The sequence below is a fragment of the Staphylococcus simulans genome (genome assembly GCF_003043455.1).
Taxonomy (GTDB): domain Bacteria; phylum Bacillota; class Bacilli; order Staphylococcales; family Staphylococcaceae; genus Staphylococcus; species Staphylococcus simulans_A.
The window spans coordinates 17,798-37,252 of sequence record NZ_PZGG01000003.1 but is presented as its reverse complement, the minus strand read 5'-3'; the positions used below and the strand labels follow the sequence as shown (position 1 = coordinate 37,252).

The window sequence follows — 19,455 nt, the reverse complement described above, 5'->3', positions numbered from 1 at the left end:
GCCGCGCCATTCCCTTCTTTAAAATTTTCTATTTTTCGGATTAAATTGGATTGTGCTTGTTAAATCAAGCGCCAATTCATAAATCATGCGTGCTAATCGTGTCGTATTATGGCGCACACGATTCTTTGAAGAAACATGGACTAAATCTTGTGCAGTAATCGGTTCAATACCTGCTGCTTCAATCGCTTCTTTGTGATAAGTCACAGGTTCAGCATGTTCTTTATGGTAGTTTTCTAAGATATCTTTGCTGTATTGATGATTCTCACAGCAAATCACATAATCAATAAAATTAGTATTCATATGACTATGCATCGCTTGAATATGGTCCATCACATCAAAATGATCTGTTTCACCATGTTGTGTCATTACATTAGACACATAGACTTTCGGTGCTGCACTATCAACGATTGCTTCTCCGATACCCGGTACACATAAATTAGAAATTACACTCGTATACAATGAACCAGGACCTAATACGATTAAATCTGCATCTTCTAAGGCCTCTACCGCTTCTTCCATCGGCTGTACATCTGCAGGTTCTATAAAGACACGCTTAATCGTTTTTTGACGCTTCGGTATATTAGATTCACCATACACGATTTCTCCGTCTTCCATTTCCGCATTCAAACGAATACTAGAATTGGTTGAAGGAATCACGCGTCCTTTAATATTTAAAATTTTACTTAATTCTTTAACCGCATGACCAAAGTCATCCATAATATTGGTCAGTGCCGCAATCAATAGATTGCCCACTGAATGACCTTCCACTTGATTCTCTTTAAAGCGGTACTGAAACAACTCCTTTAAAGTCGGTTCAGTCTCACTTAAGGCCGCAATAACATTACGGATGTCCCCTGGAGCGGGAATGTCCATTTCACTTCTGATTTTTCCTGTACTTCCTCCATCGTCCGCTACCGTCACTATTGCGGTAATGTCGATAGGATAATCTTTTAAACCACGAGCCAATACAGATAAACCTGTACCGCCTCCGATTAATACGATTTTAAGCTTTTTCATTTCTCTCGCCACTTTCGATATGTGCATCTCTGTGATGAACGTAAACACTATAGTCGTAACTATCATTTAAGTCTTCGGCTAATCGTTTCGCTAAGGCAACAGAACGATGCTGTCCGCCTGTACATCCGATTGCAATAACTAATTGTGTTTTGCCTTCTTTTTTATAACCTGGAATCATAAATTTCAATAAGTCTAATAACTTATCATAAAAGATTGCTGTTTCTTGCCATTTCATGACATATTGATACACAGCATCATCATTTCCAGTTAAAGGGCGTAACTCTTTTACGTAAAACGGATTCGGTAAGAATCTCACATCAAAGACTAAATCTGCATCTTGTTGGATGCCATGTTTGAAGCCAAAGCTCGTTACACTAATACTAAATGTTTCGATATCATCTCTATTAAACAATTTGTTTATTTTTGCACGTAATTCTTTTGGTTTTAAGTCTGTTGTATCTATGACAAAGTTCGCGAAACTACGAATTTCAGATAACGATTGACGTTCTTCTCTAATAGAATTAATCAATGAATTTTGTCCGTTATCACTTAATGGGTGTGCACGGCGTGTTTCTTTATATCTTGAAATTAATTTCGCTTCACTTGCCTCGACAAACATCACGTCTACTATAATGCGATTCTTGCTGCGTAAAAAATCTACTTCTTTTACTAAGGATTTGAAAAATTCGCGACCGCGTAAATCAATCGCAATTGCTACTTTTTGTAAAGATGGTGTGCCTTGCTCCATCAACTCCACAAATTTCGGCAGTAAAATCGGTGGTAAATTATCTACACAAAAATATCCTAAATCTTCTAAGCTCTGTAATACTACAGATTTCCCAGCCCCCGACATACCAGTAACCACTAATAATTCACTCTTATTTACGACTTCATTTTCTTCATGTTGCATAACGACACCATCCTGTAATTAATTCGCTCATAATATCCTTATCTTTATCATAGTATCATATTACATTCTATCTTGAACATGATTACTCTATAATATGTAAAAAGGTTTGAATAGATGCATGGTTTAAACCGCTTCATGCACTACTCAAACCTTCTTCGTTTTTTATTATGCTTCTTCTTCTACTGCAATTTTATCTTTCAGTTCTTCGATATAACCTTGCGCATTTTGCGCTGCGATACTACCGTCTCCAGTAGCTGTAACGATTTGTCTTAAACCTTTTTCACGCACATCGCCTGCTGCGAAGATACCAGGAATTTTTGTTTCCATTTCTTCGTTTGTTACGATGTAGCCTGCTTCGTTTGTGATACCTAAATCAACAATCGGTGCTGTTAAAGGTTTCATACCGATATAAACGAATACACCATCAGCATCTAATGTTTCTTCTTTACCGTCTATAGTAGATTGTAAAGTAACTGAACCGACTTTACCGTCTTTTTCATTAATAGATGCTAATGTGTGACTCCAGATAAAGTGCATTTTTTCATTTTTGAACGCACGATCTTGTAAGATTTTTTGTGCACGTAATTTATCTCTACGGTGAACGACAGTAACACTGTCAGCAAATTTAGTTAAGAAGTTACCTTCTTCTACTGCAGAGTCTCCGCCGCCGATAACGTATAAGTTTTTGCCTTTGAAGAATGCACCGTCACATACTGCACAGTAACTTACACCACGGCCGCCAAGTTCTTCTTCACCTGGTACACCGATTTTTTTGTATTCTGCACCTGTTGCGATAATAACCGCATACGCAGTAACAGATTTATCTCCGTAAAAGACTTCTTTAATATCGCCTTTATCTTCAATCGCTTTGATATCGCCGTACTGATAAACAGCGCCGAATTTTTGCGCATGATCAAACATTTTTGTTGATAAATCAGGACCAGAAATTGATTCGAATCCTGGGAAGTTTTCAACATCTTCAGTGTTTGCCATTTGTCCGCCTGGCACACCACGTTCGATCATTACAGTTTTTAAGTCCGCGCGAGAAGCATATACGGCTGCAGTCATACCTGCTGGGCCTGCGCCGATAATTACAACATCATAATCAGGTTGTTGTTTAGTCATTCTTCTTGCCTCCTAGTATTTAATCACACTCATTATAAGATAGAGCTTTCTTGAAATATACTTTTATGCTCAAATTGTAAAATACACTCATTTTACATACACAACTTTTAAACTTCTAGAAGAATTTCTATGGATTTATTCAAACGGTACATAGATATACCGAACCATTCTGTGATAGCTTTTTTCGTATATGCATCAGGTCGTGTTTTAAAGAAGAGATATACACATGCTGCGACATAACCTTCTACTTTTTCTAAATCATATTCTTGAGCAATAATCCCTTCAGCACGGTCAATCCAATGCACAAATAACGATTGAAATTCTCTTAATTCCTCTTTCTCATACAAGGTTAACATGCCGCGGTGAATGAAATCTAACTTGACTAATTTCAAACCTTTAATCAAATACGTCAGATATAATTTTTCATATTGATTCATTGTTTCTAACACATTCCAGATTTCTTCTGTAATTAACAATTCTCTGCCATTCATTTGTTCTAATAAGAAAATCCCATAAATACGTTCATGACTATCTTCACTAATCAACAGTGGCGCAATATGAGAATGGAAATAGAGATTTTTTTCAGAAATCAGCCAAGGCGGTGGTCCTGGAGGTGTCTCTGTGATTGCTTCAAGCTTTTCCCAAAACACCTTACTTTGTTCTTTATTTCCCAGGTGATAAAAGTTGACACTTAACGCATGAAACATTTGCATGGAAATAAACTTTCCTTTTTTAAACAAAGGATATAATAACTTTTGCGAAGCACTGAACTTTTGCAGATAACTGAGGACAATACCAAGTTTGAAACTTTCTTCATCATTCATCGGCACAACTTTAGATAACGACTGTAAATACGTCGGATACGCTTTATCATTTGTGTTATACAGTAATAACGTATAATGACATAACGCATAAACATCCGTTTGATTTTCCTTTAACAACTGTTTCAACATGTTACGTGATATGTCATAGTTTCCTAAATAAAGATGTATCATCGCCAATAAATTTCGTACACTTTCATTTGTACGTACTTTCATATCTTGGCGTTGAATGAACTTTTTCGCTTCTTCCAGCTTACCTTGAGAGAAAAGATATTGAAAAATAATTTGCACAGCGAAAACCTGACTCTCTTTTTCAAGCACATCGACTTCTTTATAAATGACTTCGAAAGTCTCTTCTAGTTCTTTTCTATAATCTTCATCTTCTGATAACAACACATAATTCATTCCGAAACAAAATGCCTTATTCGGATCTTGTAAATTCGTATAAATTTGGCTGAGTTGATAATAAGATGCTTCTACATGTTCACCTTTCGCAATAAAATCATAATAGCGTCCGACAACTTGCTTAGCTTGTCCTATTTCAGTCAGTGCGGTTGTATAATCTTGAAGTGCTTCAAAGTCAGAAGGCGACAATTCAAGGACTTTATGATAATATTCTGCGGCTTTTTGATAATCTCTTTGTTTTAATTTTGATGCTGCTAGTCGTTTAAAAAGTGATGCGTCTTGTGTCATCGGAATCACTTTTTTAGATGATTCTAGTGTCATTGTATTGCCCCTACTCTCTCACTTATAATCTGATCTGCATAGGATTTCCAAAAGCTAAAGCGCCGTCTGGCACATCTTTATTCACTACTGTACCTGCACCGATTTTGACGTGGTTGCCGATTTTGACACCTGGTAAAATCGTTACATTGGCGCCGATTAATGTATGGTTGCCGATTTCCACCTTACCTATTCTTAACTCTGAAACTAAAAATTCATGGGTCAATATTGTTGTATTATACCCTATCACACAATTATCTCCAACTCGAATTAAGTGTGGATATAAGATATCCGGCATCACTTTATACGCAAAAGCTGTATGCTTTCCAACCTGCATACCTAAACAAGCACGGTAAATCCACCGTTTTAATTTCAATGATGGAATATACCGTGCAATTTCAATCATAATCGTTTGTCTAAACGCTTTTTTCACTGTGATAAAATGATACATTCGCCAAAGCGGGTTAATCTGTGATGAACTGCTCGCTACTTTTTTATAACGTCTCATTTAATCTCCTCTTATTTCGGCCATGCCAAGTTTCTAGCATCTTTAAATTTAGGTGGCTGCTTCTTCATTCGACGATATATAATCATAACGACACTGATAACAATCAAGATAATCGACATCAGCTGTGCCACTCTGATATTGCTCGTCAACATTAAGCTGTCTGTACGCATACCTTCGACAAAGAATCTGCCGACTGAATACCATATCAGATATAAGAAGAATGTTTCACCAATTCTTAAGTGCTTACGTAAAAATAGTAATAACGCAAAGCCAAGTACATCCCAAACTGATTCATATAAGAACGTTGGTTGATAGTACTGACCATCGATGTACATATTATCGATAATAAATCTTGGAATATGAAGGTTCTCTAAGAAACTTTGAGACACAGGGCCACCATGTGCTTCGTGGTTCATAAAGTTCCCCCAACGTCCGATACCTTGCGCTAAAATAATACTTGGTGCGACAATATCTCCAATTTGCCAAGGGTTGTGATTGTTCATTTTACACACAATAATTCCTGTGATAAATCCGCCGATCAAACCGCCATGGATTGCGATACCGCCATGCCATATCATGGGTATCTCTGAAGGGTTCGCGGCGTAATATGGCCATTGGAAAATCACGAAATATATCCGTGCTGCCACAAATCCGAAAATGGCACTCCAAAAGATAATATCAATCAATGCATCTTGATGATAGCCCACTTTCTTTGCGGTCGCTTGCGCAATAAAATAACCTAATAAGATGCCGAAGGCAATAATTATCCCATACCATCGCACATCAATCGGCCCTAAGCTGAAAGCCACTGGGTCAATATAACCTAAGTTAAACAACATCTTAGCTTACTCCTCTTTATGTTCATTTTTTCTAAGTATTTCGGCATTTAAACGTTCGTTAAATTCTTCAGCTGTATTGATGCCCATAATATTCAAGCGATAGTTCATCGCCGCAACTTCAATAATAACCGCCACATTTCTGCCCGGTCTTACTGGAATTGTTTTCTTTGTGATTTCAGTATCTAAAATACGTAAGGTTTCTTCATTCAAGCCTACACGGTCGTATAGCTTGTCTTTATCCCAGTTTTCTAAATTGATATTTAAACCGATTTTCTTTTCTGTCAAAATCGAACCTGCACCAAATAACGTCATCACGTTAATAATGCCTAGCCCTCTGATTTCTAATAGATGTTCGATTAATTTCGGCGGTTTACCGATCAATTCATCTTTCGTAATCTCACGAATTTCTACATTATCATCCGCAACAAGACGGTGTCCACGTTTTACTAACTCTAACGCTGTTTCACTTTTACCGATACCTGAATCACCAGTAATTAAGACACCTACACCATACACGTCTACTAATACACCATGTAAAGATGTTGTTTTCGCAAGTTCATGTTCTAGATATGTAGTTAATCGGCTCATTAAACTTGTTGTCGCATCTTTAGATGTAAGTAATGGTACACCGAGTTCTTGTGCCGCATTCACTAATTCTTCTGGCGGCTCAATATCACGTGTGACGATAATTGCCGGTGTATCAGGTCGACATAATTTACGTAATCTGCCTTGGCGCTCTTTATCTGGTAATAAATTATAAAATGATAATTCAGTGGTACCTAATAATTGAATACGGTCAGACGCATAATGCGAAAAGTACCCCGCCATTTCTAAACCTGGGCGTGAAATATCTGTATTATGAATCGGACGATCCAATCCTTCTTCTCCGGCTACTAAATTTAACTTGAATCTGTTTACTATAGCTCTAGCACTTAACATATTTTCACCTCAATCAACATTCTTCGTTATATGCTCATCTCTATCATATCAAAAAAGAATGCAGAAACGTTATTGGTTTTATCTCTATTCATCTTATCATTTCTTATATGTGTTCAAAAATCAAACTTTTTCTTTTAAACCGTAAAAAAAGACATTCCACTGTTTCAAAGTGAAATGTCTTGTTCTGTTTATTGACTTGTTTGTGCTGCATCACGTTCTAATACTGTCTTCAAATATTTTCCTGTATAAGAATCTGGAGATGCGGCAATTTCTTCAGGTGTACCTGTCGCAACGATTGTTCCTCCGCCATCGCCGCCTTCAGGGCCTAAGTCAATCAAGTAATCTGCTGTTTTAATGACATCTAAGTTATGTTCAATAATCACAACTGTATCTCCGTTATCTACAATACGGTTCAATACTTTTAATAAACGACGAATATCATCCACATGTAAACCTGTTGTCGGCTCATCTAAAATATAAATAGAACGGCCAGTTGAACGTTTATGCAGTTCTGATGCGAGTTTCACACGTTGTGCTTCCCCACCAGATAACGTCGTCGCAGGTTGGCCTAGTTTAACATATCCTAAACCGACATCGACTAATGTTTGTAGCTTACGTTTGATTTTAGGAATATTTTCAAAGAAATGCGTCGCATCTTCAGCGGTCATTTCTAATACTTCAGAGATATTTTTACCTTTGTATGTTACTTCTAATGTTTCACGATTATAACGTTTACCGCCACATACTTCACAAGGTACATACACATCAGGTAAGAAATGCATTTCAATTTTGATAATCCCGTCACCTTTACATGCTTCACAACGTCCACCTTTAACGTTGAAACTGAAACGGCCTTTTTGATACCCTCTGATTTTCGCTTCATTTGTTGATGCGAAAACATCACGGATATCATCAAACACACCCGTATACGTTGCTGGGTTAGAACGTGGTGTACGGCCAATTGGTGACTGATCGATATCAATAACTTTATCAAGTTGATCGATGCCTTCAATTTTATCCACTTTACCTGGTCTGATTTTCGAACGATTTAGTTTTTGTGCCAATGTTTTATACAGCACTTCATTCACTAATGAACTTTTACCTGAACCTGAGACCCCTGTTACTACAGTCATTGTAGAAAGCGGAAAGTCTACATCCACATCTTTTAAGTTATTACTGCTGGCACCGCGCACTTTTAATTTGCGGTCTGTGACAGGTCTGCGGTGTTCTGGCACTTCAATACGTTTCTTCCCGCTGAGATACTGACCAGTTAATGATTTAGAATTACGCATCACTTGTTTTGGTGTACCCGCCGCAACAATTTCACCGCCGTAATCTCCTGCGCCAGGACCTACGTCTACAAGATAATCCGCTTCTCTCATTGTATCATCATCATGTTCAACCACAATCAACGTATTACCTAAATCACGCATTTCTTTCAACGTGTTGATTAAACGGTCATTGTCTCTTTGATGCAAACCAATAGAAGGTTCATCTAAGACATATAACACACCCGTTAAACGTGAACCGATTTGTGTGGCTAAACGAATACGTTGTGCTTCACCACCAGATAATGTACCTGATGAACGGTTTAACGTTAAATAATCTAAACCGACGTTATTTAAGAAATACAATCTTGAGATAATTTCTTTCAAGATTAAATCCGCAATCTTACGGTCTTGCTCAGATAAATCGATGTTTTCGAAGAACTGTAATGCTTCTTTAATGGAATACTCCACCACTTCTCCGATATTCAAACCAGAAACATACACAGATAATGCTTCTTGGCTTAAACGTTTACCATGACATGTTTCACAAGGTAACTCTGTCATATATTTCTGCATCATTTCACGAACATATTCTGATGGAGATTCATGATAACGGCGTTCAATATTCGGCACGACACCTTCAAACTCCATAGTTCTTGTACGTGATGCACCGTTACGTTGTTCAAAAGTAAAAGTAATCTATTTACCTTTTGAACCGTATAAAATAATGTCTTTTTGACGGTCAGTTAATTTCTTAAATGGTCTATCCATATCAATTTTATAAACTTCTGCGACACGTTTTAATAATGTCGGATAGAAATCAGAGCTTTTTGGTTCCCAAGGCACAATCGCACCTTCACGTAAAGATACATTTGGATCTGGAATCACCAAATCGACGTCTACTTTTAATTTTTGACCTAAGCCATCACATGTCGGACATGCGCCAAATGGACTGTTGAAACTGAACATACGGGGCTCTAATTCACCAATGCTGAATCCACAAATCGGACAAGCATGATTTTCAGAGAATTTTAAAGGTTCTCCGCCAATCACATCTACTGTTAAGTTCCCTTCTGCCAGTTCTAATGCTGTTTCAATAGAGTCAGCCAGACGAGATTCAATGCCTTCTTTGACCACAAGACGGTCAACAACAACTTCAATCGTATGGTTTTTATTTTTATCTAGTTCTGGTACATCGTTAATATCGTGTATTTCTCCGTCTACTCTGACACGTACATAACCTTTTTTACTGATATCTTGAAGCAGTTTTTCATGTGAACCTTTGCGGTGATTCACAATCGGTGCCATCAATTGAATTTTAGTACGTTCTTCTAACTCTAAAATACGGTCAGCCATTTGTTGAACTGTTTGCGATTCAATTTCAATACCGTGATGTGGACAGAATGCTTTTCCGACACGCGCATATAATAAACGAATATAATCATAAATTTCTGTTACTGTCGCCACTGTAGATCTCGGGTTTTTACTTGTCGTTTTTTGGTCAATTGATATCGCCGGGGATAAACCTTCAATCGTATCAACATCCGGCTTATCCATTTGGCCTAAGAATTGACGTGCGTAAGCACTTAATGATTCTACATAACGACGTTGACCTTCTGCGTAAATTGTGTCGAATGCCAAAGAAGACTTACCTGAACCTGATAGTCCAGTCATCACAATCAATTTGTTTTTAGGCAATTCCACATTGACGCTTTTTAAATTGTTTTCACGTGCACCTTTGACCACAATAGATGGATCTTTCTTACTCACACATGTCACCTCACCCTTCTGCTTTGAGTTCAAACAACATATCTCTTAGCTCAGTTGCTCTTTCAAAGTCTAAGTCTTTCGCTGCTTGTTTCATTTCTTTTTCTATATTTTCAATTGTTTTTTCACGTTCTTTTTTCGTTAATTTCTTAGGTACGACTTTTTGTTCTTTTTCGTTCTCTTCGTCTGTTTCCACTGTCGCACTAATAACGTCATGGATTTTCTTACGAATCGTTTTCGGTGTAATACCATGTTCTTCATTGTATGCTTGTTGAATTTTACGACGACGTTCTGTTTCATCAATCGCATACTGCATCGAATCAGTTATCTTGTCTGCATACATAATTACTTCACCATGCTCATTACGTGCAGCACGGCCGATGGTCTGGATTAATGAACGGTTGGAACGTAAGAAACCTTCTTTATCCGCATCTAAAATCACAACTAAAGATACTTCTGGGATATCAATACCTTCTCTTAATAAGTTGATACCCACAACCGCATCATACGTACCCATACGTAAGTCGCGGATAATTTCAATTCGTTCTAATGTTTTAATTTCTGAATGCAGGTAATTGACTTTAATTCCTGCTTCTTTCATATAAGTCGTTAAATCTTCACTCATTTTTTTCGTTAACGTTGTAATGAGTACACGTTCGTTTTTATCAATTCTATCTTGAATTTCACTTAATAAATCATCAATTTGATTCTTCGTCGGACGGACATCTATTTTAGGGTCTAATAAGCCTGTTGGTCGAATAATTTGCTCAACGACTTCATCTGAATGTTCTAATTCATAAGGACCTGGTGTCGCTGTCACATAAACTAATTGATGTGCTTTTTTCTCGAACTCTTCAAATGTTAATGGACGGTTATCCAAGGCACTTGGAAGTCTGAAACCGTGATCAACTAAAACTTGTTTACGTGCTTTATCTCCGTTATACATCCCTCTGACTTGTGGTAATGTAACGTGTGACTCATCAATCATAATTAACCAGTCATCACCGAAATAATCTAATAACGTATACGGCGTTGAACCATAATCTCTCAAACTCAGGTGGACTGAATAGTTCTCAATTCCTGAACAAAAGCCCATTTCTCTCATCATTTCAAGGTCATAGTTCGTACGTTGTTCTAAACGTTGGGCTTCTAATAATTTATTATTCTCTCTTAAATACTTTAAGCGATCCGCTAATTCTTTTTCGATACGTTGAATCGCTAATTCCAATTTTTCATCTCTCGTTACGAAGTGGGATGCCGGGAAGATAGAGAAGTGTTCTCTTTCACGTAATACTTCACCTGTTAAATAATTCACTTCGCTGATACGATCTATTTCATCACCGAAGAATTCAACACGGATACACATTTCGTCTCGAGACGCCGGGAAGACTTCTACGACATCGCCGCGGACTCTGAATGTCCCACGTTTAAAATCTATATCATTTCTTGAATACTGGATATCTACTAATGCACGTAAGAATTGACTGCGGTCCATTTCCATTCCTTGACGGACGTTAACTACTAAACTGCTGTATTCAGAAGGATCCCCTAAACCGAAGATACTGCTGACACTAGCCACAACGATAACATCGTCACGTTCGAAAAGTGAACTTGTAGCTGAGTGACGCAATTGGTCAATCTCATCATTAATCGTCGCATCTTTTTCAATAAATGTGTCCGTAGATGGCACATAAGCTTCTGGTTGATAATAATCATAGAAGCTGACAAAGTATTCTACTCTATTTTCTGGGAAAAACTCTTTAAACTCATTATATAATTGACCGGCTAGGGTCTTGTTATGGGCTAATACTAATGTCGGTTTACCCGCTTGTTGAATGACATTACTCATTGTAAAGGTCTTACCTGTACCTGTTGCCCCGAGTAACGTTTGATGACGTTTACCTTCTTTAATACCTTTCGCAATTTTTTCAATAGCGGCAGGTTGGTCACCTTGAGGGGTAAACTCAGAAACAATTTTAAATGGATGATGTTCCATAAAATTCGGTATCCTCCTTTATTGACATTTCTATAGAGAGATGTGATTTAAAATATAAAGAGGTTGAGACACGTGTCGTCTGTCCCAACCATATATTTCATGTTGAGATTGCAATTAAGCTGGTTAATTCGCAACTTCTCAAAATCTCATTTCATCGTTCTATTTAGTCTTTCTATACTCTCAATTACTCTATTTCAAACTTTTTACATCACTATATATTGTAACAGATTCTGTCAAAAAGATACAAACATCTGTTCGTAAAAACCATAATTTTCCCAAACAAAAAGCACTTGTCTTTTTTAGACAAGCACCTGTTTCATTTCTATTCAGCGATCATCTTCATGCTGCTTATGAAGACGCAATTGATCTACAATCACAAAACCAGCCAGCAGAGAGACAACGTCTATAAAAATAATCCATTCACTATGAAAGAATCCTTTATAAATTGAACCGCCGATCAGCATTAATGTCACAATTGCACCGACCCATTTATTTTTCGTTACTACACTGAAAAGTACGACAAGTATACATGGGAAAAATGAGGCACAAAGATACCAAATGAGAAGCATAAGCGGTCACCCGTCTCTTTTATTTAAAATCGACATTGTTAATTCTCGTAATTCTGAACGTGGAATGAAGTTTTCCGTTAACATTTCAGGGATGACGTTCTCGATAAAATCTTGAACGGACACTAAGTGATCAAACTGCATAATTGTTTCTAAAGACATTTCATAAATTTCAAAGAAAAGTGAATCTGGATTACGCTTTTGAATTTCACCAAATGTTTCATATAATAAATCAATTTTATCTGCGACTGCCAGAATTTGTCCTTCTAAAGAATCATCTTTACCTTCTTGCAGACGTTCTCTGTAAACATCTTGATATTCTTCAGGGAATTCTTCTCTGATAAAATTATCTACCATTTCTTCTTCCACTTGCGAGAACAATTTTTTCAAATCGCGGCTGGCATATTTCACCGGCGTTTTAATATCACCTGTAAATACTTCCGCAAAATCATGATTTAAAGCTTTTTCATATAAACTTTTCCAATCAATTTCATTGCCGTGATGTTCTTCTACTGTGGCTAAGTATTGCGCTATTTTCGTTACTTTAAATGAATGTGCTGCTACATTATGCTCAAAATACTTGAATTTACCAGGCAAGCGTATCAGCTTTTCTAAATCGGATAATCTTTTAAAATATTGATGTACACCCACGTTGAGCTCACCCCTTATCTATTTAATCAAATATTATACCCGCATACACGAATACATATCAAGCACTTTATCACGATTACTTTCTATTTTATTAAAACATTTTTCTTTTACTAGCGGAAATATAACGAATAAAGAGTTTATATTTATGAATCTTTCAACAATGTATAGGGTTTTGCTTCACTCAATGTCTGAAGTTGCTTTAACTTTACCATTTTTCTTTCTATAATTTAAACCATTTATTTCCGATTTACTTAACCTTTACATTTCTATCTTTAACAATAAAAAAAGCACCATCCTCTAAATAGAGAACAGTGCGAATCATTTTTAAATTAGTGAATGAAGTTATAACCGCTTGCTTGACCAGCTGAAATCGTACGTGAAGTTACGACACCAGGACCATAACCGTAGTTCATTTCAGATACACGAACTGAACCGTCGCTGTTAACGCCTTCAACATATGCTACGTGACCATATGCACCTGCAGAAGATTGCATGATAGAACCTGCTGCTGGAATATTGTTTACTGTGCGTCCTGCTGCTGCCGCTGCGTTTGCCCAGTTATTTGCGTTACCCCAAGTTGAACCTACTTTACCGCCTGCACGATCGAATGCGTATGAAGTACATTGACCTGCTGTGTAAAGGTTAGCACCTGAATAGTAAGATGGTGCGCTTGTTTGGTATGAAGGTGCACTATAAGAAGTTGTTGGTGCACTGTATGATTGTGAATAGTTATAAGATGGTGCTTCATAACTAGTATAGCTTGTGTTGTAAGCTGTATCAGCAGTGTAGTTTACAGGTGCTGATGTAGTGTGTGCTGGTGCACTATATTTTGCTGTTGCTTGACCAGATTTTTGTTCTGCTTGCGGTACAGCTTTACCAGTATGTAATGCTTCTAAGTGTGCTGCGCCTTTGTCAGAAACTGCTAAAATATCGCCAGGTAAAATGATGTGTGTTACACCTGGGTTTAATTTGTATAATTGATCTAAAGAGATTTTATGTGCTGCTGCGATTGATTTTAAAGTGTCTCCTGCTTTAACTTCTACAACGTCTGTGTCAGGTAATACTAAAGCAGTATCTTTTTTAACTTCGTCTTGGCTTAATTTATTAAGTGATTTAATTTCATCAGTAGTAGTGGCAAACAAAGCTGCAACTTCGCTTAATTTAGCATCTTCTTTAACTACGTGCGTTTGCTCTGCAGATGCAACACCATTCAATGCTGTTAATAGAGTTAATGATGATGCTGATAGTAATAAAGCTTTCTTCATTTATTATTTCATCCTTTGCTGTCATTTTTTAATCATTAATTGATAAATCTAATATAGCACAACCCTTCACCTCTAGGGCGAATGTTATAGAGTTGTAATATAAACGTTATACTATCGTTTAATCTCTAAATCATAGAAAACTTCTGTCAATTAAACTAAATCATTGACACTAGTACGCTTATTAACCTTTTTAATAGAATTCTTTGTAACATAGCAGTAATATTAACTCATGCATTTAACATCTAAATTTACTTTTATCAATAATGTTTTTTGTTTGATGAAAAATAAAAGACCAAAGTATATTATACTCTGGTCTTGGTATGTGACATTATGCGTCACGATTATCCATTTGTGTACGTAAGTAAGCTTCAATGAATGGACCGATTTCTCCATCCATGACCGCATTAACGTTACCTGTTTCTTCATTCGTACGGTGATCTTTTACCATTGAATATGGGTGGAAGACATATGAACGAATCTGGCTGCCCCATCCGATGTCTTTTTGTTCTCCTCGGATTTCAGCCATTTCTTTTTCTTGTTCTTCTAATTTCAATTGATACAATTTCGATTTCAACATTTTCATTGCCGCTTCACGGTTCTTAATTTGTGAACGTTCGTTTTGGTTATTAACGACAATACCAGTTGGATGGTGGGTAATACGGATAGCTGATTCTGTTTTGTTGATGTGCTGACCACCGGCACCTGATGCTCTGAATGTATCGACTGTAATATCATCTGGATTAATATCAATTTCGATTTCATTATTATTGAATTCAGGGATGACATCACAAGATACGAATGATGTATGACGTCTGCCTGATGAGTCGAACGGTGAAATACGTACTAAACGATGCACACCTTTTTCAGCTTTTAAATAGCCATACGCATTATGGCCTTTGATTAACAACGTCACACTTTTGACGCCTGCTTCATCACCTGGTAAATAATCTGCCACTTCTACTTTAAAGTTTTTATCTTCAGCATAACGTTGATACATACGCAGCAACATGCTCGCCCAGTCTTGTGATTCAGTACCGCCAGCACCTGGATGCAATTCTAAGATTGCGTTGTTATCATCATATGGTCCATTTAATAATAACTGTAATTCAAATTGATCTAATTTACCTTTGAAGTTCATGGTTTCTTCTTCTAAGTCTGCTTTTAAATCTTCATCATATTCTTCTTGCAGTAACTCGTGCGTCGCATTCATGTCTTCGATTTCCGCTTCTAAATCACGATAACCTTGAACCACCGATTTTAACGCATTATTTTTATCGATAATTTCTTGCGCTTTATTTTGATCATCCCAGAATGTCGGTTCTGTCATCATTTCTTCATATTCTTGGATGTTTGTCTCTTTTTCTTCTAAGTCAAAGAGACCCCCTAAGTTGTTCTAGTTTTTCACTATAATTCGCGATATTACGCTTAATTTCAGATAGTTCCATCTTTTTTCTCTCCTGTACATTGATTGATTAGTTTGTTCTATACTTGTCTTATTTTAGCATATCTGACAGATAGTCTTGAATTAGAAAAAGAACCGACTGCCTGTAAGGAAGATAATAACTTCCTCCTTACATTGCGCAATGGTTCTTAGAAATTCACTCTATTTGCCGCAGCAGTTTTTATATTTTTTGCCGCTTCCGCACGGACAAGGATCGTTTCGGCCGACTTGGTCACCTTTCACAATCGGTTTCGCTTTGACTTTTTCTTTACCGTCTTCAGCTGAAACATGCTCTCCTTTATACTCCTTTGCTTTATCACGTTCCACATCATCTTCTACTGTGATAACAGACTTAAGGATATATTTGCTGACATCTTCTTCGATATTCATCATCATATTATCGAAGAGTTGATGACCTTCGTTTTGATAATCACGTAGTGGGTTTTGTTGTCCGTATGAACGTAAATGAATACCTTGACGCAATTGGTCCATCGTATCGATATGGTCAGTCCAACGACTATCAATAGAACGTAATAAAATCATACGTTCGAATTCATTGAATTGTTCAGGAATATTGGCTTTTTGTTTTTCATAAGCAGCTTCAACTTTAGCCCATACCGTATCAAAGATATCTTCTCTATCTTTACCTTTGATTTCAGAGATGTCTAATTCACCTTCGTGTAAGAAAATATCTTCTACATAATTAATGAATGGATCGTAATCTACTTCATCTAAATCATCGTTTACATAATAATTGATAGCACGGTCTAATGTTGAACGCATCATTGTTTTCACAAGATCAGAACTTTCTTCATTATCAATAATGCTGTTACGTTCACCGTAGATAATTTCACGTTGTTTACGTAAGACTTCGTCATATTCAAGGATACGTTTACGCGCATCGAAGTTATTACCTTCTACACGTTTTTGTGCAGACTCTACAGCACGAGAAACCATTTTAGATTCAATCGGTGTAGAATCATCCATACCTAAACGGCCCATCATATTTTGAAGACGTTCTGAACCGAAACGTACCATTAATTCGTCTTGAAGTGATAAGTAGAAACGACTTTCACCTTTGTCACCTTGACGTCCAGAACGACCACGTAATTGGTCATCAATACGACGTGATTCATGACGTTCTGTACCGATAACTGCTAAACCGCCAAGTTCTTCGACACCTTCGCCAAGTTTGATATCCGTACCACGACCGGCCATGTTTGTCGCAATCGTAACGGCACCTTTTTGACCTGCAGTAGAAACGATTTCCGCTTCACGTTCATGGTTTTTCGCGTTTAAGACATCATGACGCACGCCACGTTTTTTCAATAGCTTAGAAATGTATTCACTGGTTTCAACCGCTACTGTACCTAACAAAATCGGTTGGCCTTTTTTATGTTTTTCTACAACATCTTCAACCACCGCGTCGAATTTACCTTTTTGACTGATATAAATCAAATCAGGTTTATCGATACGTTGTACAGGACGGTTTGTCGGAATTTGCGTCACTGTCATGTTATAGATGTTACGGAATTCTTCTTCCTCAGTTTTCGCAGTACCTGTCATACCAGATAATTTGTTGTACATACGGAAGAAGTTTTGGAACGTAATCGATGCCATTGTTTTAGATTCGTTTTGGATTTGCACGCCTTCTTTTGCTTCAATCGCTTGGTGCAACCCTTCTGAGAAACGACGACCTGGCATTGTACGACCTGTAAATTGGTCAACGATTAACACTTCACCGTCTGTCACCATGTAGTCGACGTCACGTTGTAATGTGTAGTTCGCACGTAATGCTGTATTGATATGCGTAATGATATCCACGTTGTTTAAATCGTATAAGTTGTCCAATTTAAACATACGTTCAGCTTTATCTGCACCTTGATCTGTTAATTGAACAGATTTTGTTTTTTCATCATAGTTATAGTCATCTTCAGCTTTCAACATTTTCGCGAAGACGTTCGCTTGCGTATAAAGTGATGTTGATTTTTCTGCTTCACCAGAAATAATCAATGGTGTACGTGCTTCGTCAATTAAGATAGAGTCGACCTCATCAATGATGGCGAAGTGAAGCGGGCGCATAACACGCTCTTCTGCATAGTTCACCATGTTGTCACGTAAGTAATCGAAACCAAGTTCGTTATTTGTACTATACGTAATGTCTTCATTATAGGCTTGACGTTTTTCCTCTGTTGATAAACTGTTTAAGTTTAATCCTACAGATAAACCTAAGAAGTTATATAACTCAGCCATTTCTTCACTTTGTACACTTGCTAAATATTCGTTGACTGTAATAACGTGTACGCCGCGACCTGCTAAAGCGTTCAAGTACGTCGGCATTGTTGCTGTCAACGTTTTACCTTCACCGGTTCTCATTTCCGAAATGTCACCGTTATGAATCGCGATACCGCCCATGACTTGGACACGGTAAGGTGACATGTTGAATACACGTTTAGCTCCTTCTCTTACTAAAGCAAAGGCTTCAGGAAGGATTTCGTCTAATATTTTATCTTGTTTTACTACATCTTCTTCAGCTTGAACTCGTTCTTTAAGTTCTTGTGTTTTATTTCTAATTTCTTCATCAGTAAGAATCGACATTTCCTCTTCTAATGCGAGTACTTTGTCCGCTTGCTTACCTAGGCGTTTAATTTCTCTCTTATTGCCGTCAACAATTTTTGATAAAAAACCCATTCTGTTCGCTCCTTTGGTATAAAAACTGTTTGGCTTACAACAATTCATCTTACCATTTATATCGTAAAAGTTACACTTATATACTCATTCTAATAGTTGATAATCCTTTATTTATAAGCATCAGTGTTTATGATTTTCTTCACTTAATCCAAAGTTTCTATTTGTGTTGTTTGTGCATCACACGTTTCAAACATATCCCCTATATTTTGACACGTTCAACTTACTGAAATCAATCAAATACAATCTTATTAATACAAACTTAATCTTTGAAACCAATAGTCATCAAAAAAGAGACCCGCAACCACCACAGCTGCGAGCCTCTTATGAGACATGAATTATTAATTTTCAACTGTTTCAATTAAACCGTATTTTCCATCTTTTCTGCGGTAAACGATGCTTGTACCATCTGTATCACGGTCTGTAAAGATGAAGAAGTCATGACCTAATAAGTCCATTTGTAATACGGCTTCTTCAGAATCCATTGGTTTTAAGCTAAATTGTTTAGAACGAATGATTTCGATTTCATCATTGTTATCTTGATCAGCAGTTTCTTGTGTAGCTGCTGGGATAGATGGGAATGGTTCTTTCTCATTCTCTTTGCGTTTTTTACGATTAACGCGTGTTTTGTACTTACGCACTTGACGTTCTAATTTGTTAGTGATCAAGTCAATACCCGCATATAAATCGTCGTTTCTTTCTTCTGCACGAAGTGTCACGTCTTTAAGCGGAATTGTCACTTCAATTTTAGTGCTTGAATTGGCGTAAGTTTTTACTTTAACGTGTGCATCAACGTTCGGCACATTTGTAAAGTAACGTTCTAGTTTACCAACTTTGTCCTCAATGTAATTACGAATTGCGTCTGTAATAGTGAGGTTGTCTCCATGAATTTCAAATCTAATCATAGTGATCGACTCCTTTAACCTCTATA

At 37.1% G+C, this 19,455-nt stretch carries 14 protein-coding genes and 1 pseudogene; all 15 read right to left on the bottom strand.

What is annotated here, in order from left to right; all coding sequences use genetic code 11:
• Positions 1-18: 18 nt before the first annotated feature.
• A complete protein-coding gene (locus tag BU038_RS01080) occupies positions 19-1,017 on the bottom strand; it encodes a gluconeogenesis factor YvcK family protein (protein ID WP_107604440.1) in 999 nt (332 codons plus the stop codon).
• Entirely contained in the window at positions 1,004-1,927 is a 924-nt protein-coding gene (rapZ, locus tag BU038_RS01075; protein WP_107604439.1) for an RNase adapter RapZ, read from the bottom strand. The genes BU038_RS01080 and rapZ overlap by 14 nt, the downstream gene beginning before the upstream one ends.
• Positions 1,928-2,092: 165 nt before the next feature.
• The gene (trxB, locus tag BU038_RS01070; protein WP_107604438.1) at positions 2,093-3,052 is read right to left on the bottom strand and encodes a thioredoxin-disulfide reductase; all 960 of its coding nucleotides are present in this window, start codon (positions 3,050-3,052) and stop codon (positions 2,093-2,095) included.
• A gap of 107 nt (positions 3,053-3,159) precedes the next feature.
• Positions 3,160-4,599, bottom strand: a complete 1,440-nt coding sequence (locus BU038_RS01065) for a tetratricopeptide repeat protein (RefSeq protein ID WP_107604437.1) — start codon at positions 4,597-4,599, stop codon at positions 3,160-3,162.
• 22 nt (positions 4,600-4,621) lie between these two features.
• Entirely contained in the window at positions 4,622-5,104 is a 483-nt protein-coding gene (locus BU038_RS01060; RefSeq protein ID WP_107604436.1) for an acyltransferase, read from the bottom strand.
• 11 nt (positions 5,105-5,115) lie between these two features.
• A complete protein-coding gene (gene lgt, locus BU038_RS01055; RefSeq protein ID WP_107604435.1) occupies positions 5,116-5,943 on the bottom strand; it encodes a prolipoprotein diacylglyceryl transferase in 828 nt (275 codons plus the stop codon).
• Between the two features lie 6 nt (positions 5,944-5,949).
• Complete coding sequence (gene hprK / locus BU038_RS01050; protein ID WP_107604434.1) at positions 5,950-6,882, bottom strand: HPr(Ser) kinase/phosphatase; 933 nt, start codon at positions 6,880-6,882, stop codon at positions 5,950-5,952.
• A gap of 188 nt (positions 6,883-7,070) precedes the next feature.
• Positions 7,071-9,920, bottom strand: a pseudogene (uvrA, locus tag BU038_RS01045) (excinuclease ABC subunit UvrA).
• 10 nt (positions 9,921-9,930) lie between these two features.
• Positions 9,931-11,913: an excinuclease ABC subunit UvrB gene (gene uvrB / locus BU038_RS01040; protein WP_107604433.1), complete on the bottom strand. Its 1,983-nt coding sequence runs from the start codon at positions 11,911-11,913 to the stop codon at positions 9,931-9,933.
• Between the two features lie 326 nt (positions 11,914-12,239).
• The gene (locus tag BU038_RS01035) at positions 12,240-12,482 is read right to left on the bottom strand and encodes a CsbA family protein (protein ID WP_023015372.1); all 243 of its coding nucleotides are present in this window, start codon (positions 12,480-12,482) and stop codon (positions 12,240-12,242) included.
• Between the two features lie 6 nt (positions 12,483-12,488).
• On the bottom strand, positions 12,489-13,130 hold the full coding sequence (locus BU038_RS01030) for a YfbR-like 5'-deoxynucleotidase (RefSeq protein WP_002481547.1): 642 nt from the start codon (positions 13,128-13,130) through the stop codon (positions 12,489-12,491).
• A gap of 329 nt (positions 13,131-13,459) precedes the next feature.
• Entirely contained in the window at positions 13,460-14,395 is a 936-nt protein-coding gene (locus BU038_RS01025) for a COG3942 and LysM peptidoglycan-binding domain-containing protein (protein WP_107604432.1), read from the bottom strand.
• Between the two features lie 328 nt (positions 14,396-14,723).
• Positions 14,724-15,840, bottom strand: a protein-coding gene (prfB, locus tag BU038_RS01020) for a peptide chain release factor 2 (protein ID WP_107604431.1) whose coding sequence is annotated in 2 segments (ribosomal slippage) — positions 14,724-15,767 and positions 15,769-15,840 — 1,116 coding nt in all. Because the reading frame shifts where the segments join, the coding sequence is not laid out codon by codon here.
• Positions 15,841-15,998: 158 nt separating this feature from the next.
• Positions 15,999-18,527 carry a preprotein translocase subunit SecA gene (secA, locus tag BU038_RS01015; protein WP_107604430.1) on the bottom strand — a complete coding sequence of 843 codons (2,529 nt, stop codon included), beginning with the start codon at positions 18,525-18,527 and terminating at the stop codon, positions 15,999-16,001.
• Positions 18,528-18,865: 338 nt separating this feature from the next.
• The gene (gene hpf / locus BU038_RS01010; protein WP_107604429.1) at positions 18,866-19,429 is read right to left on the bottom strand and encodes a ribosome hibernation-promoting factor, HPF/YfiA family; all 564 of its coding nucleotides are present in this window, start codon (positions 19,427-19,429) and stop codon (positions 18,866-18,868) included.
• Between the last annotated feature and the right edge of the window lie 26 nt (positions 19,430-19,455).